This window comes from Sphingobium sp. FW306-1B-F04DB, from assembly GCF_058781925.1.
The window spans coordinates 17074-38028 of the sequence record NZ_JBYSXE010000022.1; the positions used below are offsets into that span (position 1 = coordinate 17074).

Here is a 20955-nt window from a genome sequence, read left to right on the forward strand (position 1 = left end):
GCGTGCTCAACAAGCGCAACGGCATCGAACGCGATCTGACGATGAAGCCGGGCGAGGCATTGCGGCTCGGGGACGTGATTGTCCGCCTGCGTGCTTGCGAAAAGACCGCGCCGTGGGAGGCCGAGCAGCTTACCGGCGCCTTCGTGCAGGTCGATGTGCGCAATCCCAGGGATCATTGGGGCCGCGTGTTTTCGGGCTGGCTCTACAAGGAATCGCCATCACTGAATGTGGTCGAGCACCCCGTTTACGATGTCTGGCCCAAGAGCTGTGCGATGAGCTTTCCCGACATCGGGCCCGAGACCGAGACGGTGTCGGGCGGCGAATCGGGCTCCGCACCCGCTGCCAAACGGTCGAGTGCGCCGAAATCGGGCGAGGCGGAGGAGCCGACGCCCCCAGCCAGCGCCGAATCGAGCAACGCCACATAATCGTCGCGGTTGATCTCGACCGCGCCGAGCGAGGCGAGGTGATCGGTGATGAACTGGCAGTCGAGCAGGCTGAAACCGCCGACGCGCAGCCGCGCCACGAGATGCGCGAGCGCGACCTTTGACGCGTCGGTCGCGCGGCTGAACATGCTTTCGCCGAAGAACGCGCCGCCCAGCTTGATGCCGTAAAGCCCGCCGACGAGCTGGCCGTTGTGCCAGGTCTCTACCGAATGCGCATGGCCGCGCGCATGCAGTTGCAGACAGGCCTGCTCGATCTGCGCGTTGATCCAGGTACCCGGCCGATCGGGCGTTGGTGCCGCGCAGCCCGCGATCACCTGCTCGAAGGCGGTGTCGACGGTGACAGTGAAGCGATCGGATTTGAGCGTTTTCGCGAGCGAATGCGAAAGGTGGAAATTGTCGAGCGGCAGGACTCCGCGCTTCTTGGGCTCGACCCAGAACACCTTGTCCGCATCGCGGTCGTCCGCCATCGGAAAGACGCCGCAGGCATAGGCGCGAAGCAGCATGGTGGTATCGAGCGGTTGCACCGCAGTAATATGTCGCGTCGTCGCGCTTCGATCAATGTGCACCGACATGAGTTGCCGCGGATGACCGCAACGGTTAGGCCGCTGTCGGATGGCGTTGGCGTATTCCCGAAATTTAGCGATTCCCGCTCGTGCGCGATTGACCCCCCGGGCGGTCGCACTGGCACTGGCAATCGCCATCCATGTCCTGATGATCGTCATCCTGCTGCACCAGTCCTTCACGCAGATGCGGCCGCGGCAGGGCGGCAGCCTGCCCGCGACCTTTCACCTGCTGCCTGAGCGCAGCGACAGTGCCGATGCCGCCAAGCAATCGGCGCGGCGCGAATCGGTGCGGCAGCCCGCGAAGCAGCGTCCAAAGCCGCCTGAAGTCGATGTGACCAAGGTGGAGGACGTGCCCAAGCCGCCTTCCTTCCTTGTCCTCACCAAAGAGGAATATGCGGCGGCCGACATCGGTCGTTTTCCCGCACGGCGGGCTGCACCGACCGAGGCGGGGGGTGGCAATTCCGGCGCGCCCGGCGATGCGCGTCAGGTTGGCGAAGGGCCGGGGGGTGAGCGGCTCTACGAGGCCGACTGGTACCGCCGGCCGACGCATGCGGAGCTCTCTTCCTATGCGCCCGCGAACGCGCCGCCGATGGGTTGGGGCCTGATCGCCTGCAAGACGGTAGACGGATACCGTGTCGAGGACTGTCAGGAACTGGGTGAATCGCCGCGTGGTTCGGGGCTGGCGCGCGCGGTGCGGCTCGCCGCGTGGCAGTTCCGCGTGCTGCCGCCGCGGATCGGGGGCCGGCCGATGATCGGCAGCTGGGTGCGGATACGGATCGACTACACCGAAAGGGCGACTCGCTAGACCGCGGGACGTTAAATCGGGTTCAGTGCTCCTGCGAAAGCAGGAGCCCATTTGTCCGACCGCCTTGCCGCTTCCGACAGGGGCTCCGGGTCAAGCCCGGAGCACCCGCATGGATCAGATTTCGCACACGCCGTTCTGGCGCACGATGCCGTCAGCGCATCGTGGCGAGTTTGCGCTCGACCCCCTGCCACAGCCTGGAGAATGCCTGTCCAGCGGGGGACGCGTGCGCGAAATGGCCGACTGGTGCGCGCCGGATCGCCATCTGCTCGACCGCGCTTGCCATGGGGATGACCGGCCAGTCGGGGCGCTGGTCGACCGCCGCCCTGTGCAGCGCACGCCGGCGATCGACCATCGAATAGATCGGCAGAATTGGCGCGTGGCGGGTGTTCTGGCGGTCAAGAAAGGTAGCAACGTCGTTCAGCGCTCGCTCCGAAAGCGGCGAAGGGATAACCGGCGCAAGGATCAGGTCGGCGGCACGCATCACCTGTTCGCTCGTCTCGGTCAGACCGGGCGGGCAATCGAGGATGATACGGTCATAATGCTTGCCCAGCATTTCCAGTAGCTTTGCAAGGCGCTTCTTCTTGTCGAGCGTGAAGAGGAAACGGTCGAGCCCCCTGAGCGACGTGTCTGCAGCGAGCAGGTCGACCCGGTCGACGGTGGATGGGCGGATCAGCTTTTCGGGCGCGACGTCCTTGGCGAATACCGCCTGCGCGGCGTCCTTGGCTTCCTTGCCGTCGCCGATCAGGAAGCTCGCCGCCCCCTGCGGGTCGAGATCCCAGAGCAATGTGCGGCGCGAGGACTGAATCGCGGAGGACCAGGCAAGATTGACCGCGAGCGTGGTCTTTCCCACGCCGCCTTTCAGGCTGTAGACCGCGATCGTCGCCATGTCCCTGTCATTCCCCATGATTGCTCCATGCCGGGGTGCTAGACGGGCGAATGTGACATGGCGATTGCAGTTGGGGCAACAGGCTTGACGATCAGATGATTTCGCGCACCTTTTCCTGCGGGCGACAAAGGCGCACGCCCTTTTCGGTCTCGACCAGCGGGCGTTCGATAATGATCGGGTCAGCCACCATCGCGTCGAGCACGGCCTTGTTGCTGACATGTTCGAGGTCGAGATCCAGGACGAGCCTTTCCTTCTTTCGCAGCCCTTCATGGGGCGTCATTCCCGCGCGCTTGTAGAGCTCGGCGAGCTTCTCGCGGCTCGGCGGGGTCTTGAGGTATTCGATAACCTCGATCTCGATGTCCGGGGTGGTCTGCAGGATTTCCAGCGTCTTGCGCGATGTGCCGCATTTGGGGTTGTGCCAGATCGTCGCCTTCACGAGCTTACTCCTCGCCTTGTTCTGGTTGCATTCCTAAGACATTGAACGCGCAGTCGTTCCGTAGGGGTCCCTGATCAGGGGCGTGGCGGAATGTTGAGGCCGCGCTGCACCGCAGGGCGCACCAGTCCGCGCTCAAGCCAGGCGGGCACATTACGCAAACTGTCGAAATCGACCAGCACGCCGGCGTCGTAAAAGCCGACGAGGTTGCGCACCCAGCCCAGCGTCGCGATGTCGGCGATCGTGTAGTCGTCGCCCATGATCCAGTCGCGCCCCTCGAGCCGCGTCTCAAGGACGCCGAGCAACCGTTTGCTTTCCTGGACATAGCGGTCGCGCGGACGCTTGTCCTCATATTCGCGGCCGGCGAATTTGTGGAAGAAGCCGACCTGTCCGAACATCGGCCCGATCGCGGCCATCTGGAAGAACACCCACTGGATCGTCTCGTAGCGTCGCGCGATGTCAGTCGGGATGAACTTGCCGGTCTTGTCCGCGAGATACAGCAGGATCGCGCCCGATTCGAACAGCGCCAGCGGCTTGCCGCCGGGACCGTCGGGATCGATGATCGCGGGAATCTTCCCGTTGGGGTTGAGCGACAGATATTCGGGCGACTTCTGGTCGTCGGTCCCGAAATCGATCAGGTGCACCTCATAGGGCAGCCCGATCTCCTCCAGCATGATCGACACCTTCACGCCATTGGGCGTGGGCAGCGAATAGAGCTGAAGGCGGTCCGGATGCGCCGCCGGCCAGCGTCGGGTGATCGGAAAAGCGGACAAATCGGGCATCTCCTATACTCCCAACGACTTAACGACACCGTCATCCCAGCGAAGGCTGGGATCTCCATCAGAAAGAGGCGCAACCTGGTTGGCAGACCCCAGCCTGCGCTGGGGTGACGCTCAACTTGACTCAGCCTTCGTCCTGCTTCGCCAGCCATTCCTCGAGCCACTTGATCGTATAATCGCCTGACTGGAATTCGGGGACGTCGAGCAGCGCCTGATGAAGCGGGATCGTCGTCTTCATGCCATCGATCACGAATTCCTCCAGCGCGCGGCGAAGGCGCCGCAGCGCGCCCTGGCGCGTCGTGCCATAGACGATCAGCTTGGCGATCATGCTGTCGTAATAGGGGGGCACCTTGTAGCCGGCATAAAGCCCGCTATCGACGCGGACGTGCATGCCGCCCGGTGCGTGGAACTGCTTCACCAGTCCCGGCGAAGGTGCGAAAGTGCGCGGGTCCTCGGCATTGATGCGGCATTCGATCGCGTGGCCGCGGAACTGGACGTCCTGCTGGCGCAAGGTGAGCGGATTTCCCTCTGCGATCCGGATCTGTTCGCGGACGAGGTCGAGGCCCGTGATCGCCTCGGTCACCGGATGCTCGACCTGAAGTCGAGTGTTCATCTCGATGAAGTAGAATTCGCCATTCTCGTAGAGGAATTCGATCGTGCCCGCGCCGCGATAGCCCATTTCGGCCATCGCCTTCGCGCAGATCATGCCCATCTCTTCGCGCTGCGCGTGCGTGATGACGGGAGAGGGGGCTTCCTCGAGCACCTTCTGGTGGCGGCGCTGGAGCGAGCAGTCGCGCTCGCCCAGATGGATCGCATTGCCCTCGCCGTCGCCGAACACCTGGAATTCGATGTGGCGCGGATTGCCGAGATACTTCTCCATATAGACGGTGTCGTCGCCGAACGCCGCCTTCGCCTCGCTCTTGGCCTGACCCATCAGGCTTTCGAGGCTGTCGGCATCGGGCACAACCTTCATGCCCCGCCCGCCGCCGCCCGAGGCGGCCTTGATGATCACCGGATAGCCGATCTTCTCGGCGATGATCCTGGCGCTCTCGATCCCCGTGATGGCGCCGTCCGAACCCGGCACCAACGGCAGCCCGAGCTTGCCCGCGGTGCGCTTGGCCTCGACCTTGTCGCCCATCGTGCGGATGTGCTCGGGCTTCGGTCCGACGAAGATGATGTTGTGCGACTCGACGATCTCGGCGAACTGCGCGTTCTCCGAGAGGAAGCCATAGCCCGGGTGGATCGCGTCGGCATGGCTGATCTCGGCGGCCGAGATGATGTTGGGGATGTTGAGGTAGCTCTCGCCCGCGGGCGGCGGGCCGATGCAGATCGCTTCGTCGGCGAGGCGCACGTGCATCGCATCGGCGTCCGCCGTCGAGTGCACCGCCACCGTGCGGATCCCCATCTCATGCGCCGCGCGGTGGATGCGCAGCGCGATCTCGCCGCGATTGGCGATCAGCAGCTTCTCGATCTTCATGGGGATGTTACTCGACGACGACGAGCGGCTGGTCGTACTCGACCGGCTGCCCACTGCCCACGAGGATCGCGGTCACCTTGCCCGCGGCGGGGGCGGTGATCGGGTTCATCACCTTCATCGCCTCGACGATGAGGAGCGTGTCACCCGCCTTTACGGTGCTGCCGACGCTGACGAAGTCGTTGGCGCCCGGTTCGGGCGCGAGATAGGCGGTGCCGACCATCGGCGACTTGATCGCGTTGGCATGGGCCGGCGCCGCGGCGGGCGCAGCTTCGACGGGCGCTGCGGCAGGTGCTGCGGCGGCCACGGGAGCCACTGCGGCAGGCGCGGCCGCGGCAACGGTCACATTCCGCGCGACGCGGATGCGTCGTTCGCCGTCCTGGACCTCGATTTCGGTGAGCTTGGTATCGTCAAGCAGTTCGGCCAGTTGGCGGACCAGTGCTGGATCGACCTGCATGGTATTGTTCGTCTTCGCAGTGGTCATGCGACCCTCTTATTACCCCTTGTTGCGGGCGCTATTGTCAGAGACGGGCGGCCGCGTCCAGCGCAAGGGCATAGGAGAGCGCACCGAAGCCCGCAATGGTTCCCTTGGCTGCACGGCCTACATAGCTGATATGGCGAAAGTTTTCCCGCGCGTGTGGATTGGAAAGATGGACTTCGATCACCGGCACCGTGATCGACTTGATGGCGTCGTGCAGCGCAATCGAGCTGTGCGTATAGCCGCCCGGATTGAGGATAACAGCCTTCACCCCCTCGGCATTGGCCTCGTGCAGCCAGTCGATCAGGTGGCCCTCATGGTTGGACTGGCGCATGTCGATCGTCAGGCCCAGGTCCTGCGCCTGATCCTCCAGCCGATCGGCAATGTCGTCGAGCGTGTCGTGCCCGTAGATCTCGGGTTCGCGCAGGCCCAGCAGGTTGAGATTGGGCCCGTTCAGCACGAACACGGTCTTTGCGTCAGCCATGAAGAGCCTTTCGGTTGCGGCACTGCCAAGGCGCCCCCTATATGGCGCGCGAACGGAACACGCAAAGGTTTGGGTTTGATGAGCAGCGACGGCACGATTTCGATCCGGGTGAATGGCGAGCATCGCAGGGTCGCGGCCGGTCTGACGCTGGCAGCTCTTGCCGCCGAACTCGGGCTCGATCCCGCCAAGGTCGCGGTCGAGCGCAATCTGGAGGTGGTGCCGCGCTCGACACTGGCCGTCGTGAAGATCGAGGATGGTGACGAACTCGAGATCGTCCATTTCGTCGGCGGCGGACAGGATGATGACACCTGGACCGTCGCGGGCAGGACCTTCCGCTCGCGCCTGATCGTCGGCACGGGCAAGTACAAGGATTTCGCGGAGAACGCCGCCGCGGTGGAGGCGTCTGGCGCAGAGATCGTCACCGTGGCGGTGCGCCGCGTCAACATCGCCGATCCCAAGGCGCCGATGCTGACCGACTATATCGACCCCAAGAAGATCACCTACTTGCCCAACACCGCGGGCTGCTTCACCGCCGACGAGGCGATCCGCACGCTCCGCCTGGCGCGGGAGGCGGGGGGCTGGGACCTCGTCAAGCTCGAGGTTCTGGGTGAGGCCAAGACGCTTTATCCCGATATGCGCGAGACGCTGCGCGCGACCGAGACGCTGGCGAAGGAAGGCTTCCTGCCGATGGTCTATTGCGTCGACGATCCAATCGCGGCGAAACAGCTCGAGGATGCAGGCGCGGTGGCAGTTATGCCCCTGGGCGCGCCGATCGGCTCGGGACTCGGCATCCAGAATCGCGTCACGATCCGCCTGATCGTCGAGGGCGCCAAGGTGCCCGTGCTCGTCGACGCGGGCGTCGGCACCGCGTCGGACGCCGCCGTCGCTATGGAGCTGGGCTGCGACGGTGTGCTGATGAACACCGCGATCGCCGAGGCGAAACAGCCGATCATGATGGCGCGCGCGATGAAGGCCGCAGTCGAGGCGGGGCGTCTGTCCTATCTCGCGGGCCGCATGGGCAAGCGACGCTACGCCGATCCCTCCAGCCCCTTGGCGGGCCTCATCTAAAAGCGCATCCTGTGGTGCATCGGAGGCTTGAAGGAAGCCCGATGCGCGATTTCCAGCGCGAGCGTGATCGCATGGTCGATCGCCAGATCGCCAGCCGCGGGATCACCGATCCGCGACTGCTCGCGGCGATGCGCGAAGTCCCGCGCGAACATTTCGTTTCCGACGATCTGGCCGATTACGCGCACAGCGACCGTGCGCTCCCGATCGAGGCGGATCAGACGATCTCGCAGCCCTATATCGTCGCGCTGATGATCGCCGAGGCTGCGATCGGCCCGCGGTCGCGCGTGCTCGAAGTGGGCGCAGGCTCGGGCTATGCAGCAGCAGTAATGAGCCGGCTCGCGTACCATGTCTTCGCGATCGAGCGCCATGCCGAGCTCGCGCGTCTCGCTCGCGCGCGCATCGCCGCGCTCGCCTATGACAATGTTACGATCCGTGAGGGCGATGGCACGCTTGGCTGGCCCGACCAGGGGCCCTTCGACGCTATTCTCGTAGCGGCCAGCGGACGCGTCATCCCCGAACCGCTCAAGCAACAGCTTGCGATCGGTGGACGGCTGGTGATGCCGCTTGGTGGGCTGGACGACATCCAGACGCTGGTCAGGGTGACACGTACCGGCGCCGACAGTTTGTCGCTAGACGAGCTTTGCGCGGTGCGCTTCGTGCCGCTGGTCGGCGCGTAGTTTTCCCCGGCGCTTCGCGCTGCGGGCGGTGCTATCGTCCGCGGCCATCACAATCGCCAGGGAGAGGTGAAATGGCGACGATGGCTCCGGAAATTGCGGGCGAGCAGCGTCTGACCGAGGTTCTGCGTGAAGCCGGGTTCACGTCGGTGCGCCGCGCCGCCGAGACGCTGACCAACATGGTGCTCGAAGCGCGTGCCTGACGGCGCCGGGCCGATGGGCGGCGAGGGCGAGGCTCGAATGAGCGTGCTGGCCGAACTCAAGCGCCGCAACGTCATCCGCATCGCGGGGGTCTATACCGTGACCGCCTGGGTGATCTTCCAGGTGGTCAGCGCGGTGGCCCCCGCGCTCGACCTCCCCAGATGGACTGTGACCTTTTCGCTGGTGTTGCTGGCGCTGTGCCTTCCCGTCGCGCTCATCATCGCCTGGGCATTCGAGCGCTCGCCCGAGGGCATCAGGCCGACCGCGCCCGCAGCACCCGATGCGCGCGCGCCAGGGATGGGGCGACTCGATTGGGCGGTCCTTGCTGCGGCGCTGCTCATCGCGGGCACCATGGGATACCAGTTTCTCGCCGGGCGCGGCGGCGATGGGGGCGTCGGTGCGGGGGACCGGTCGGTCGCGGTGCTGCCCTTTGCCAGCTTCAGCCGATCCGCCGATGACGCCTTCTTTGCCGACGGGCTGACCGAGGAACTGATCAACAGCCTTGCACAGCTGCCGCAGCTGAAGGTCAGCGGGCGGACATCATCCTTCTATTTCAAGGGGCGCAACATCGATCTGCGCGAGGTCGGCAAGACCCTGGGCGTCGCGCATGTCGTCGAAGGCAGCGTGCGGCGCGACGGTGACCGGCTCCGCATCACCGCGCAGCTGATCAAAACGCGCGACGGCTTTCATCTCTGGTCCGAAACCTATGACCGGCCGATGCGCGACGTGCTGAAGGTGCAGACCGAGATCGCCCGCGCGGTGGCGGGCGTATTGAAGGCGCAATTGCTCGATGGCAATCCTGCGCCCGCTTCGCGCAGCGGTCAGGCAATTGCGGTCGAGCTTCAGGCACGTGCGCGGCTGCGCACGCTGCGGATCGAGGATACGCAGGCAGCGCATGCGTTGTTTCAGCAGCTGACCGAACTCGAACCCAACAATCCGGATGCGTGGGCGGGCTTGTCCGACGCGCTGATGAAGCTCGCGCAGGACCATCTCGCGATCGAGTTCGACGTTGCATCGCAGCAGGCGCGCGCCGCAATCGCCCGGGCACTCGCAATCGATCCGGGATCGCCCGCGGGGCTGCGCGCCAAGGCTTTCTACCACCGCGTGCTTGCAATCCGCACGGGCAATACCGCCAATCATCGCATCGCAGAGGCCGCGCTACGTCAGGCGCTCGCGCGCGAACCGCGCAATCCCGACACGTTGACGCTCTATGGCAGCCAGCTTGCGACACTCGGCCAGTCCGAGCGCGCGCTGACGGCACTGCGCCAGGCGCTGGCGCTCGACCCGCTCAACCGGACCGCGCAGACAATGCTCGGCGCGACGCTCGAAAGCCTCGGCCGGCTCGACGAGGCTGAGCGCCAATATCAGAGTACTGCCGAACTGTTTCCCGATTTCACCCCCAATCTGCTTGCCCTGGGGCAGCTGCGCATCTCGCGTGGAGATCTCGGGGGCGCAATCGCACCGCTCAGCCGCGCCCGGGCGGTCGACAATGACGCGGCCGCGGGCTTCATGCTTGCGCACATTTATCTCAATCTGGGGATGCAGAGGCAGTTCGACGATGCCCTGGTGACGATGGGTCAATCCCCCACCGCGGGCGGGTTCGCGCGGGCGATCCGCCTGCTTGCGGCGCGCGACTATCACGGCCTGCTCGCGCTTGCGGAGCGCGAATTCGCCGACAACCGGGATCCGGTCTGGGAGGACACGATCGCCAAGGCCGCGATGTTCACGGGCGATTTCGAGCGCGCGCACGGCCTGATGGCAAGGCTGAAGCCGGGACTTTTCCTGCCCGAACCGCAGATCGACGCCTCGCCCTATGATGTGATGCTGACGGCCGGCGTGATGCAGGCGGTGGGCGATCAGCGGCAGGCGCGGCGGCTTCTCAGGCATGTCGTCGACGGCGCCAAACCGACCGCAGGCGCGCCCGAGGGAACGCTGGTGATCGCGCGCGTCGTGGCATGGGAGGGGTTGAGCGATCGCGAGGCGGCGCTGCGCGAACTCGAGGCCGCGATTGCGAACGGCTATCGCACGCCGATCGATCTGGAGATATTCGCGCCGATCACCGACTATCCGCTCGCGCGCGGGCTGGCGGGTGATGCGCGCTTCAAGTCGCTCCTGTCGCGCATAGCCGCCGCAAACGCTGACACGCGCGCCAAACTGGAGGCGTCCTGATCACTGCACGGGGCAGGGTGGCGCGTCCTGGCGCAGCGGAAAGCGTTTCGGATCGAAGGGGCAGGCCGCTGCGCCCAGCGTGATCCGGTAGAAGGGTTCCTTCCCCGTCGGGTTGACCGCGCCCTCGGCGTTCAGCCGGCACAGGCAGGGGCGCTCGGAGACGGGCGTGCCGAGCAGGTCGGCCTGGATCTGGCGCGTGATCAGCGGCGAATCCTCGAAGCCCGCATGATTGAGCCGCGACTGGCGCACCGGCCCCACATCGATCGTGTGGAAGGTCGCGCCGGTAAAGGGCGCGCCGTCGAAATCGCCGAGCGCATAGCCGCCGTTGACGCGCCGCGAGACCGACAGCGGAATGTCGTAGGTGTTGGCATAGACCGAGGTACGCCGCGCGAAACGCGGGAGTTCGTTCATGAAAAGCCGCTGGAAGACGAGCGTGTCGAGATCGGGGGCATAGAGCACCAGCGCGGTTAGCGGTACGAAGCGCTCCGAGCGCTCCACAGAAAGCTCGCTCAATGCCTGGAGCGTGATCCGCGTGCCGAGGCTGTGCGCGATCAGGTAGAATTCGTCGGGTTTCACCTTGTCCACGATCCCCGCGATGAGCTCCTTGAGCAGCGGCCCCGCGCGCTCCGCATAGGTCCGGTCGCGCGTGTATTTGACCAGCGATTGCTGCGTCGGCCAGCTGAAGAAGACGGGTGCGGCGCGGACGTCGACGTCATAGGCGAGTTGCGCCGCGTTGCCCGCTGCCTCGGCAAAGGAATCGTTGAAGCCGTGGACATAGAGGATGACGCGGCGCACGGGGCGGGCCAGCGCCGTCGCCTCATGGCACGGCGCCGCGGGCATCGCTGCAAGCCGATCGACCTCCTGGCGCAATCCCGCATAGAAGTCCTCGCGCTCCAGCGGCGATATCGAGCGCAGCGGAAAGCGCGATTTGGCCGCGCCGGTCACTACCTCCTGCGGCCACCAGCCCGGTTCGCACGGGCCGAGCGAAGTGGGCTGGCGCGCGATCGCGCCCCTCGCGGTGCCGAAGGTGAGCGGATTGGCCCGACTGAAGGAGATCGCGCTGCCATAGGGCTGGGCGAGATATTCGGGGCTGTCGGCGGGCGCGGTGTTGGCGATCCGGTCGGTCGCGAAGAAAACGGGCATCACCGTACGCGTCCCCGGCGGGGCGTCGGTCGTGCGCCACAACGGCAGCGTGCCCGATGTGGTGCAGGCGCCGAGCAGCACAAACGCCAGCATTGCAACTATTTGGGAACGTAAACGCATCGATGCCTCCGGCGGGATACGTCGCCTTGTCGCATCAACATGGCAACATCGCGGCAAGGCCCGATCAACGGATCGTCCCCTTAAGGTCAACCGCCTGTCGCAAACAGGGGAACCCAGGCGGGCGCTGCCCGTTGCCCCCTGCATCGTCGCCGGGCTCTACCCTTGTCCGGTGGCTGAGAACGGGAGGTGCGTGCGCTATGCGCGAAACGTTCGCAGCAGTGCCCGAATCCGCAGGTCTCAGCCTGCGTTGATCTGAATACCCCCCGAGGGTCGCGGGAGGCCTCGTTCCGATGTATTGGAACGGGGCCTTTCGCTTTTTCAGTCCTCGCTGCGCGCCTTACGGCCCGCCGCGCGCACCTTGTCGAGCGTGTTGCCGCCCGCGCCGATATGCTCGACCTCGGTCTTCAGGTGGAGCAGCCTGACGCCCTTGTGCCGCATCGCCTCGGCAAGCGCGGGTGCGAAATCGTCGGTCTTCTCGATAGTCGCCGCCCAGGCCCCATAGGCACGCGCCAGCGCCGCGAAATCGGGGTTGACCAGTTCGGTCGCCGAAACGCGGTTCGGATATTCGCGCTCCTGATGCATGCGGATCGTGCCATAGGCGGCGTTGTCGATGACGAGCACCAGCAGGTCGCAACCATAGCGCACCGCGGTCGCCAGTTCCTGCCCGTTCATCAGGAAATCGCCATCGCCCGCGAGCGCGATCACCTGCCGCCCGGGATTGCGCAGGCACGCCGCGACCGAAGCGGGCACGCCATAGCCCATCGCGCCATTGGTGGGCGCGAGCTGGCTCACCGGACCGGCATAGCGCCAGTAACGGTGCCACCAGCCCGAGAAATTGCCCGCGCCGTTGCAGATGATCGAATCGGCGGGCAGCCTTTCGCGCATTTCCTTGACGCACAGGCCGAGGTCGAGCGCCGCGCCATTGGGCGCCGGCGTGTTCCAGACCTCCCATTCGGCGTGCGCCTCTTTCCCCGCGTCGAAGTCGAGCAGGTCGTCCTCCCAGTCGGCCGCCTGTTCGGCGAATTCGCGCATGTCCGCGCAGATCGCGAGGTCGGTGCGATAGACACGGTTGAGCTCATTGGGATCCGGGTGGACATGGACGAGAATCTGATCGGGGTGGTCGGGGGTGATCAGCGCATAGCCGTCGGTCGTCGCCTCGCCCAGCCGCGCGCCGACCGCGAGGATCAGGTCCGCATTCTTCACGCGCTCGACGAGCTTGGGATTGGGGCCATAGCCGAGATTGCCCGCATAGGCGGGGCTGTCGTTGGGGATCGCATCCTGGCGGCGAAAGCCGACCGCGACGGGGATACCCACCCGCTCGGCCCATTCGCGGAAATAATGCGACGTCCCCTTGCACCAGCCCGCCCCGCCGACGATCGCGACGGGCGCGCAGGCGTCCTTCAAAAGATCGACCAGCACCATCATCGCCTCGGGGTCGACGGGCTGTTCGGGCGGCACGACCTTGGGCCGGTCGAGCGCCTCGACGACGTCGGTCAGCATGTCCTCGGGCAGCGCGAGTACCACCGGTCCGGGCCTGCCCGACATCGCGGTCGCGTAGGCGCGCGCGATATATTCAGGGATGCGCGCCGCGTCGTCGATCCGCGCCGCCCATTTGGACAACGGAGTGAACATCGCGGTGAAATCCACCTCCTGAAACCCCTCGCGGTCCTTGTCACCGCGCGCCAGGTCGCCAATGAACAGGATCATCGGCGTCGAATCCTGCATCGCGACATGGACCCCGATCGAGGCGTTGGTCGCACCCGGCCCGCGCGTGACAAAGGCGATGCCCGGACGACACGTCATCGCGCCATCGGCTTCCGCCATGAAGGTCACCCCGCCTTCCTGCCGGCACACCACCGTCTCGATCTCGGGGCTGTCGTGGAGCGCGTCGAGCACCGCGAGAAAGCTTTCGCCCGGTACGGTGAAGATGCGGTCGCAACCTTGGATCAGGAGTTGGTCGACGAGGATGCGGCCGCCGGTTCTGGCTGTCATGTACGGGTCTCTCCGGAGAATTTTCTTTGCAAGCCGGGGTGGCCTTTGCTCTTGTTCGTGTCAACAACGACAAGCGGAGGGTGCCAATGATCGCCATGCGCGAAGTCGCGTCGGGCCTGAAATTTCCCGAAGGGCCGCTCGCCATGCCCGACGGCAGCGTCGTGCTGGTCGAGATCGCGGCTGGCAGCATCACGCGCGTCTGTCCCGACGGGTCGAAGGAGACGGTGGCCGAACCCGGTGGTGGTCCCAACGGCCTCGCGATCGGGCCCGATGGCATGCTCTATGTCTGCAACAATGGCGGTTTCGGTTGGGCCGAGATGCAGGGGCTGCTTGTTCCGCACGGTACGCCGGAAGATTACAAGGGCGGATCGATCCAGCGCGTCGACATGAACACGGGTTCGGTCGAGACGCTTTATACCCATGCCGGCGGCGTTCCGCTTCGCGGACCCAACGACATCGTCTTCGACGCCGATGGCGGTTTCTGGTTCACCGATCACGGCAAGACCGGCCCCCGCGTGCGCGACGTCGTCGGCGTTTTCTACGCAAAGGCGGATGGCAGCCATATCGAGGAGGTCATCTTCCCGCTGGAAAACCCCAATGGCATCGGCCTCTCGCCCGATGGCGAGACGCTCTATGTCGCCGAGACCTATACCTGCAAGCTCTGGGCCTTCGACCTTGAGGGACCCGGCAGGGTTGCCAAGGCTGCCGGTCTGTCGGGAGGTGGCGGCCGCTTCCTCTATTCGCCCGCTGGCTACACTTATTTCGACAGCCTTGGTGTGGAAGAAGCCGGTAATATCTGCGTCGCGACGATCGGCGACGCGGGCATCTCGGTGATCTCGCCCGAGGGCAAGCTCGTTGACTTTGTGCCGACCGGCGATCCCTTCACGACCAACATCTGCTGGGGCGGAACAGATCGGAAAACGGCCTATGTGACGCTTTCAGGCACCGGTCGACTCGTCGCGATCGACTGGCCGAGGCCGGGGCTGAAACTCAACTATGGCGCCTAGTCGCCCGGCACGCGCCGGGCATCACAAACGCCAGTCAGGCCGAAGGCGCTATTTCGCGCTGGCCGATATGTGAAAAGGTGCGCTGTCCCTGATCTATCCGGATCGGCCTGAGCCTTTCCCCGGGCAATTCCGGCGTCTGGCCGATGACGAAGATCCGGGTGCTGCCAAATGCACCCCCGTCTGCGCCCGGCGCCGTGATGCGAAAGCGCGCAAGCGGCACGAACAGGCTGGCATCGCCACTGCGCACGGGGAGGATGGCAGCGATCGGAATTTGCAGCTCGCCCGTTAACGCGATGGACTCTCCGGTGGCGAGCGGACCAAGCCTATGCTGCGGCTCAACGATCTCGTCGCCGAACTCGAGCTGTTCGCTCGTGCCAAGCGAGGCATGTGCCGAGATGATGTCGCATGTGATGCTGACCGGCCCGATGGCTGAATCGGCGAGATTTTTCAGTGACAACCGGTAGGAAAGCCTGGCGTTGACGAGAGCCATGATCAGGCTCTGGGGTTCGAACACCAGATCGAGCTGGCTGGATACGACGGGTGGGGACGTGCTTGGCTGCGGCGTCGGCAGCGCTGTTTCCTCCTGCAGCCCTGGCACATCTATTGTTTGCCCGAGATCTTCTTCCTCGCCGGAACGTGATCTGCGGCGAACGAAAATCACGATGCCCGCCAGCAACAACACCAACAGCGCCCCGCCCGCAAGCCACAAGGCCCAAGGCCAGGAGGGGGGCGGACTCACGTCAGCAGCCGGCGGGGCCTGCGGTGGCGCAGTGGCGGGTGGAGGAGGCGGCTCTGCTGATACGGTGGCAGGCACCCGAGGGGATGGGGGTGGTTCAGCGGCCACGGTTGGAGCGGCCTGAACTGTCGGGGCACGCACCCTGGCCGCAACAGGAGGCTGTGACGGCGTATCCGCCGGCACGCGGGCCGGCAGGGGAATGACGATCGGCGGTGGCGCGGTCCTGGTCTCGACCGGTGGCGGTGGCACCTGGGTGCGTCGCGGCAATGACGGCGGTGGCGTGCCCTCGACCGGTGGCCCGGAATCGACCGGTCCCGTTACGGGCGGGGACTGGGTGTCATTGCCGGGCGGAAGGCGGAAGTCATTGATTGATCCGGACGATTGGGCCGCTGCGGGCTGCGCAAGCGCCACCGCCAGCAGAAATGCCGCCTTCGTCATCCAGTCCAGAAGGGTTCCGTGTCGTTCCATCAATGCCCTTGAGCGCTCGTCGGCGTGGCCTGAATGGTCAGTGAACTCTACCGGGCAAGCGACGGGATGGTAACAGCGCAAGGCGGAACGAAGTGTCGCCCCGTGCGGCCTCATGTTTGCGACTTTCTCCCGGCGCGACGGGTCAGCCATTCAACTAGCGCCACTGCATTGTTGCGCGTTTCGTCCGTGGCGGCATAGAGCAGCGTGACCGGCCCGGCGGCATGTGCGGTGTCCAGGTCGTCGAGCGCCCCAGCGACCTCGTCGCCGCCCGCGTCCAACTCAGCGGCATAGGCGGCGCGAAACTCGTCCCACGCCGCATCCGATCCTGCGGTAGCGCCGTGAAAGCGTTTGCGCAGATCGTCGCTCGGCGACAGCGCACGCAGCCAGCCGGTCAGAGCGGCCTTTTCCTTGGAAACGCCGCGCGGCCAGAGCCGGTCGACAAGAAAACGGGCGCCGTCTTCGGGTTGGGGTGGCTCGTGGATGCGCTTGATGCGGATGGGGGAAACCAAAAGCCTGCTTTCCGTCTGTCGCCTGTCCTGTCACAGTTATGCGCCATTCCCGGAACGGAGCAAGGAGAGCAGTTATGGATGACGCGCGCTGGGCCATCGACATCGATCGCGACACGATCGCGTCGGCGGTGCTTGTTGACGAGACTGCACCGGCGCCGGGGGCGGGCGAGATCGAAGTGCGGCTGGACCTGTTCGCGATGACTGCCAACAACGTCACCTATGCGGCGCTCGGAAAACCCGTCGGCCTGTTCGACAATGGCAAGGGTTATTGGGACTTCTTTTCCGAAGGCGCAGCGGGCCGTGTGCCTGTGTGGGGTTTCGCGACCGTCACGCAATCCGGTGTCGAGGGAATCGATGTGGGCGAAACGCTCTACGGCTATTTTCCGCTCGCCTCCCATGTCCGGCTGACCCCGACGCGGGTCGGGCCCGCGGGCTTCGTCGACCAGGCGCCACATCGCGCCGACATGCCGCCGGTCTATCTCCAGTATCAGAAGGTTGCCGCGCTGGGCGACTATGTCGCCGAGGATCACAACTGGTGGCCGGTCTTTCGGCCACTCTACCTGACAGGCTGGCTGATCGCCGACCAGTTCGCGGATGAGAATGACTATGGCGCCGAACAGGTGATCGTCGCGAGCGCTTCGTCCAAGACCGCGCTGTCCTTCGCACATGCGATGCGCGAGCGCTCGCAACGGCCGAAACTGATTGGTCTCACCTCCGAGCGCGGCCGCGCCTTCCTCGAAGGGGCCGGGCTCTATGACGAACTCGTACTCTACGATGCGGTTGGCGAGATTGACCCGTCGATCCCCTCGGCTTTTGTCGATGTCGCGGGGAACGGCGCGGTAACGGGCGCTGTGCATGAGCATCTGGGCGAGGCGCTTCGCTTCAGCCTTATTGTCGGCAAGGCGCATTGGGATGCGGGGGGTGGCGAGGGCAAGAAATGGCCCGTCGCGGGTTTCTTCGCCCCCGGGCGGATCCAGAAGCGGTCTGCCGACTGGGGCTCGGGCGGCTTCCGCGACCGCGTTGCGACCGCATGGACCCGTTTCATCGGCGATGCGCGCAAACTTTTCCGCATCGACAAGCGGAGCGGCCCCGACGCCGCTCTTGCGGCATATCGCGAGGCCGTCGCGGGCAAGGCTGATCCGCGTGCGGGAATTGTCGTGGTGCTCTAAGCAGGTCTTGGATGATTGCAGTTCATGCAACCGCGATTGCAGCCGAGCCGCGATTGACCGTTCCCTGCGCCGCCGCCTATTGCCGTCGCGAAACTGGATCTCAGGAGGGGACCCGATGAAGAAGCTCTATCCCGATGCGGCAAGCGCGCTCGAGGGGCTGTTGTTCGATGGCATGACGATGTGCGCAGGCGGTTTTGGCCTGTGTGGAATTCCCGAAAGGCTGATCGACGCGATCCGCGATTCAGGGGTGAAGGGGCTCACGATCGCCTCGAACAATGCAGGCATCGACAATGAGGGGCTCGGCAAGCTGCTGCGCACGCGGCAGGTCGCCAAGATGATCTCCTCCTATGTCGGCGAGAACAAGGAGTTCGAGCGACAATATCTGGCGGGCGAGCTGGAGGTCGAGTTCTGTCCACAAGGCACGCTCGCCGAGCGCTGCCGCGCGGGTGGCGCGGGAATCCCCGGCTTCTATACGAAGACGGGGGTCGGCACGCTCGTCGCCGAGGGCAAGGAGCACAAGGAGTTTGACGGAGAAACCTATATCCTCGAACGCGGCATCTATGCCGATCTCGCGATCATCAAGGGCTGGAAGGCCGATGAGAGTGGCAACCTGATCTTCCGCAAGACCGCGCGCAACTTCAACCAGCCGATGGCGACTGCCGCGAAGATCTGCGTGGCGGAAGTGGAGGAAGTGGTGCCCGTGGGAAGCCTCGATCCCGACGCGATCCACCTGCCCGGCATCTATGTGAAGCGGATGATCGTGGGGGCTCCTTACGACAAGAAGATCGAATTCGTGACGACGCGCGAGCGGGAGACGGCATAATGGCCCAGGAAAACAAAGGCTGGGATCGTAACCAGATGGCCGCTCGCGCCGCCAAGGAACTGCGCGACGGATATTATGTCAACCTGGGCATCGGCATTCCGACGCTGGTCGCCAACAACATCCCCGAGGGGATGACGGTGACGCTGCAGAGCGAGAACGGGATGCTTGGCATCGGGCCGTTCCCTTACCCCGACGAGGTCGATCCTGACCTGATCAACGCGGGCAAGCAGACTATCTCCGAACTCCCCAGTTCAGTCTATTTCTCGTCGTCTGACAGCTTCGCGATGATCCGCGGCGGGCATATCGACCTGACCGTGCTCGGCGCGATGGAGGTCGCCGAGAATGGTGACATCGCCAACTGGATGATCCCGGGCAAGATGATCAAGGGCATGGGTGGCGCGATGGACCTCGTCGCGGGCGTGAAGAAGATCATCGTGGTGATGGAACACAACGCCAAGTCGGGCGATCCCAAGTTCATCCCCGAATGCACGCTGCCGCTCACCGGCAAGAATGTCGTCGATATGATCATCACTGATCTCGCGGTGTTCCAGCGCGCCGACCACAGCAGCCCGTTCAAGCTGATCGAGCTGGCGCCGGGTGTGACCGCGGAAGAGGTTGCGGCCAAGACGACGGCGAAATACGAGCAATAATCGGGTGTCATCCCCGCGAAAGCGGGGATCCAGACGATACCGCCGTTGCTCCAGCGTCGCATGGATTCCCGCTTTCGCGGGAATGACACTGAGGGGATGGCCGAATGAGGGTGCTTCTGACCGGATCGTCGGGCTGGCTAGGGCGTTTCCTGGCACCCCGGTTGCGCGAGGCAGGACATGTGGTGACAGGGCTCGACGTTGCGCTCGGCGCGGACACAGCCATCATCGGCTCGGTGGCCGACCGCGCGACGGTCGACCGCGCCTTTGCCGAGCATGGTGTGGAGGCGGTCATTCACGCGGGCGCGTTGCACAAGCCCGATATCGCGCGCTACCCCGCGCAGACTTTCGTCGACGTCAATGTCTCGGGCACGCTCAACCTGCTCGAGGCGGCGGTGGCGGCGGGCAATGACCGTTTCGTCTTCACCTCGACGACATCGCTGATGATCTCGGCCGCGATCCGTGCGGGCAAAGGCGGCGGTGCGTTGGAGGCAGCGTGGATCACCGAGGAACTGGCGCCGCTCGAACCACGCAATATCTACGGCGTTACCAAACTCGCCGCCGAACAACTCTGCCGGCTCGCGTGGAACGAGAAGCGGCTACCCGTGACCGTGCTGCGCACCGGGCGTTTCTTCCCCGAGGACGACGACATGGCCGACGCGATCGATCATGACGGCCCCAACACCAAGGCCAACGAGTTCCTCAACCGGCGCCTGACCGTCGAGGACGCGGTGGCAGCGCATGTCGCGGCGCTCGAGCGCGCGCCCGCGCTTGGTTTCGAGACCTTTATCCTTTCCGCAGCGACGCCCTTCACGCGCAACGACTGCGCCGCGCTCCTCGCCGACGCGCCCACCGTGATCGAGCGCCATTTCCCCGGCGCGGGCGCACTCTATGCCGCGCGCGGCTGGACGCTCCCCGCGCATATCGACCGCGTCTATGTCGCCGAAAAGGCGGAGCGGCTGCTCGGGGTCCGCTGCATCGGCTTTGCCGAAGTGCTCGCGGCGCTGGCGCGCGGTGAGGAACCGCCCTTCGTCCATGATCCCGACTATGTGCCGCCCAAGGAGTTGGTGCGCGAACGATAAGGTCAGCTTGTCATCGCGTGCGCACTTCTGTTTTTGTCACGCGCGCTGAACGGGTTAGGGGCGCGCGCGAAGGGAGACTGCCATGGCCTATACGCTGATCACCGCCAATCGGAACTATTCGAGCTGGTCGCTCAGGCCCTGGCTGCTGATGAAGGCGCTGGGCATCGATTTCGTCGATCGCATAGAGCCCTTCACCAAGCCCGACAATTATGAGGATTTTCGCAAATTCTCGCCTACGGGGCAGGTGCCCGTGCTGCTGCATGACGACCGCACGATCTGGGATTCGCTCGGCATCGCGCTCTATCTGGCCGAACGGCATCCTGGCGTGTGGCCCAGCAATGAAGCGGCGCGCGCCTGGGCCTATGCGGCGGTGGCCGAGATGCACGGCGGCTTTCGAAGCCTGCGCAACGATTGCACGATGAATGTCGGGGTGCGCGTCAAGCCGCGCACACAAAGTTCCGCGTTGCAACGCGAGGTAACGCGCATCGGCGAGCTTTGGGCCGAGGGGCTTGACCGCTTCGCCGGTCCATGGCTCGCGGGGAGCGAATTCAGCGTCGTCGACGCCTTCTACGCGCCGGTGGCTTTCCGCGTGCGCGGCTATGGTCTCGATGTCGGCGCGGCGGGGCAGGCATGGGTCGATCGCGTCATCGCGCATCCTGCGATGCAGGCGTGGGAGACAGCAGCGCTCGCGGAGGACTGGCGCGAGGAAAGCCACGAGGCCGAGCTCGCCGCGGCGGGCGAGATCGTCGCGGATTATCGCAGCACGGGCTGACGCGCGCAGCCGGGCGGCCTATATCCGCGA

The 20955-nt window shown here is 65.2% G+C and carries 22 protein-coding genes and 1 pseudogene; 12 read left to right on the forward strand and 11 right to left on the reverse strand.

Annotated elements, in window-relative coordinates:
- Positions 1–41: 41 nt before the first annotated feature.
- A pseudogene (locus tag AC3WJD_RS11465) lies at positions 42–209 on the forward strand (DUF2155 domain-containing protein); the annotation flags it as partial.
- Between the two features lie 35 nt (positions 210–244).
- On the opposite strand, the gene aat reads toward AC3WJD_RS11465, so the two are convergent.
- Positions 245–967, reverse strand: coding sequence for a leucyl/phenylalanyl-tRNA--protein transferase (gene aat / locus AC3WJD_RS11470; protein WP_492746817.1), 723 nt, complete (start codon positions 965–967; stop codon positions 245–247).
- A gap of 136 nt (positions 968–1103) precedes the next feature.
- Between aat and AC3WJD_RS11475 the strand changes: the two genes are divergently transcribed.
- The gene (locus AC3WJD_RS11475; protein ID WP_492746768.1) at positions 1104–1811 is read left to right on the forward strand and encodes a hypothetical protein; all 708 of its coding nucleotides are present in this window, start codon (positions 1104–1106) and stop codon (positions 1809–1811) included.
- A gap of 151 nt (positions 1812–1962) precedes the next feature.
- Here AC3WJD_RS11475 and AC3WJD_RS11480 read toward each other — a convergent pair whose 3' ends face one another.
- From AC3WJD_RS11480 to aroQ, 6 genes are all read right to left on the reverse strand, one after another.
- Entirely contained in the window at positions 1963–2715 is a 753-nt protein-coding gene (locus tag AC3WJD_RS11480) for a ParA family protein (RefSeq protein ID WP_492746769.1), read from the reverse strand.
- A gap of 73 nt (positions 2716–2788) precedes the next feature.
- Positions 2789–3133, reverse strand: coding sequence for an arsenate reductase (glutaredoxin) (arsC, locus tag AC3WJD_RS11485; RefSeq protein ID WP_492746770.1), 345 nt, complete (start codon positions 3131–3133; stop codon positions 2789–2791).
- A gap of 74 nt (positions 3134–3207) precedes the next feature.
- On the reverse strand, positions 3208–3912 hold the full coding sequence (locus AC3WJD_RS11490; RefSeq protein WP_492746771.1) for a glutathione S-transferase N-terminal domain-containing protein: 705 nt from the start codon (positions 3910–3912) through the stop codon (positions 3208–3210).
- 121 nt (positions 3913–4033) lie between these two features.
- Positions 4034–5386 (reverse strand): acetyl-CoA carboxylase biotin carboxylase subunit, encoded by a 1353-nt coding sequence (gene accC / locus AC3WJD_RS11495; RefSeq protein ID WP_492746772.1) that lies wholly within the window; start codon positions 5384–5386, stop codon positions 4034–4036.
- Between the two features lie 7 nt (positions 5387–5393).
- Positions 5394–5840 (reverse strand): acetyl-CoA carboxylase biotin carboxyl carrier protein, encoded by a 447-nt coding sequence (gene accB, locus AC3WJD_RS11500; RefSeq protein WP_492746818.1) that lies wholly within the window; start codon positions 5838–5840, stop codon positions 5394–5396.
- 64 nt (positions 5841–5904) lie between these two features.
- Positions 5905–6345 carry a type II 3-dehydroquinate dehydratase gene (gene aroQ / locus AC3WJD_RS11505; protein ID WP_492746773.1) on the reverse strand — a complete coding sequence of 147 codons (441 nt, stop codon included), beginning with the start codon at positions 6343–6345 and terminating at the stop codon, positions 5905–5907.
- Positions 6346–6423: 78 nt separating this feature from the next.
- Between aroQ and thiS the strand changes: the two genes are divergently transcribed.
- The 4 genes from thiS (at position 6424) to AC3WJD_RS11525 (ending at position 10457) form a co-directional block, all read left to right on the forward strand.
- A complete protein-coding gene (gene thiS / locus AC3WJD_RS11510; RefSeq protein ID WP_492746774.1) occupies positions 6424–7413 on the forward strand; it encodes a sulfur carrier protein ThiS in 990 nt (329 codons plus the stop codon).
- A 41-nt stretch (positions 7414–7454) separates the two neighbouring features.
- The gene (locus tag AC3WJD_RS11515) at positions 7455–8090 is read left to right on the forward strand and encodes a protein-L-isoaspartate(D-aspartate) O-methyltransferase (RefSeq protein ID WP_492746775.1); all 636 of its coding nucleotides are present in this window, start codon (positions 7455–7457) and stop codon (positions 8088–8090) included.
- A 71-nt stretch (positions 8091–8161) separates the two neighbouring features.
- Positions 8162–8290, forward strand: a complete 129-nt coding sequence (locus AC3WJD_RS11520) for a hypothetical protein (protein ID WP_492746776.1) — start codon at positions 8162–8164, stop codon at positions 8288–8290.
- Between the two features lie 37 nt (positions 8291–8327).
- Positions 8328–10457: a tetratricopeptide repeat protein gene (locus AC3WJD_RS11525; protein WP_492746777.1), complete on the forward strand. Its 2130-nt coding sequence runs from the start codon at positions 8328–8330 to the stop codon at positions 10455–10457.
- Here the strand turns inward: AC3WJD_RS11525 and AC3WJD_RS11530 are convergent, their stop codons facing one another.
- Positions 10458–11693, reverse strand: a complete 1236-nt coding sequence (locus tag AC3WJD_RS11530) for an alpha/beta hydrolase (protein ID WP_492746778.1) — start codon at positions 11691–11693, stop codon at positions 10458–10460.
- A gap of 345 nt (positions 11694–12038) precedes the next feature.
- A complete protein-coding gene (locus tag AC3WJD_RS11535; RefSeq protein WP_492746779.1) occupies positions 12039–13712 on the reverse strand; it encodes a thiamine pyrophosphate-binding protein in 1674 nt (557 codons plus the stop codon).
- Between the two features lie 95 nt (positions 13713–13807).
- On the opposite strand from AC3WJD_RS11535, the gene AC3WJD_RS11540 reads away from it, so the two are divergent.
- Positions 13808–14719, forward strand: a complete 912-nt coding sequence (locus tag AC3WJD_RS11540) for an SMP-30/gluconolactonase/LRE family protein (protein WP_492746819.1) — start codon at positions 13808–13810, stop codon at positions 14717–14719.
- A 34-nt stretch (positions 14720–14753) separates the two neighbouring features.
- On the opposite strand, the gene AC3WJD_RS11545 is transcribed toward AC3WJD_RS11540, so the two are convergent.
- Both AC3WJD_RS11545 and AC3WJD_RS11550 read right to left on the reverse strand, forming a co-directional pair.
- The gene (locus AC3WJD_RS11545) at positions 14754–15428 is read right to left on the reverse strand and encodes a hypothetical protein (RefSeq protein ID WP_492746780.1); all 675 of its coding nucleotides are present in this window, start codon (positions 15426–15428) and stop codon (positions 14754–14756) included.
- A 605-nt stretch (positions 15429–16033) separates the two neighbouring features.
- Positions 16034–16432 (reverse strand): DUF488 domain-containing protein, encoded by a 399-nt coding sequence (locus tag AC3WJD_RS11550; RefSeq protein ID WP_492746781.1) that lies wholly within the window; start codon positions 16430–16432, stop codon positions 16034–16036.
- A gap of 74 nt (positions 16433–16506) precedes the next feature.
- Between AC3WJD_RS11550 and AC3WJD_RS11555 the strand changes: the two genes are divergently transcribed.
- From AC3WJD_RS11555 to AC3WJD_RS11575, 5 genes are all read left to right on the forward strand, one after another.
- Entirely contained in the window at positions 16507–17601 is a 1095-nt protein-coding gene (locus tag AC3WJD_RS11555) for a DUF2855 family protein (protein WP_492746782.1), read from the forward strand.
- Between the two features lie 115 nt (positions 17602–17716).
- Positions 17717–18424 carry a CoA transferase subunit A gene (locus AC3WJD_RS11560; protein WP_492746784.1) on the forward strand — a complete coding sequence of 236 codons (708 nt, stop codon included), beginning with the start codon at positions 17717–17719 and terminating at the stop codon, positions 18422–18424.
- A complete protein-coding gene (locus AC3WJD_RS11565; protein ID WP_492746785.1) occupies positions 18424–19074 on the forward strand; it encodes a 3-oxoacid CoA-transferase subunit B in 651 nt (216 codons plus the stop codon). The genes AC3WJD_RS11560 and AC3WJD_RS11565 overlap by 1 nt, the downstream gene beginning before the upstream one ends.
- Positions 19075–19178: 104 nt before the next feature.
- Entirely contained in the window at positions 19179–20153 is a 975-nt protein-coding gene (locus AC3WJD_RS11570; RefSeq protein WP_492746786.1) for an NAD-dependent epimerase/dehydratase family protein, read from the forward strand.
- Between the two features lie 82 nt (positions 20154–20235).
- Complete coding sequence (locus tag AC3WJD_RS11575; protein WP_492746787.1) at positions 20236–20925, forward strand: glutathione S-transferase family protein; 690 nt, start codon at positions 20236–20238, stop codon at positions 20923–20925.
- The last annotated feature ends 30 nt before the right edge of the window (positions 20926–20955 follow it).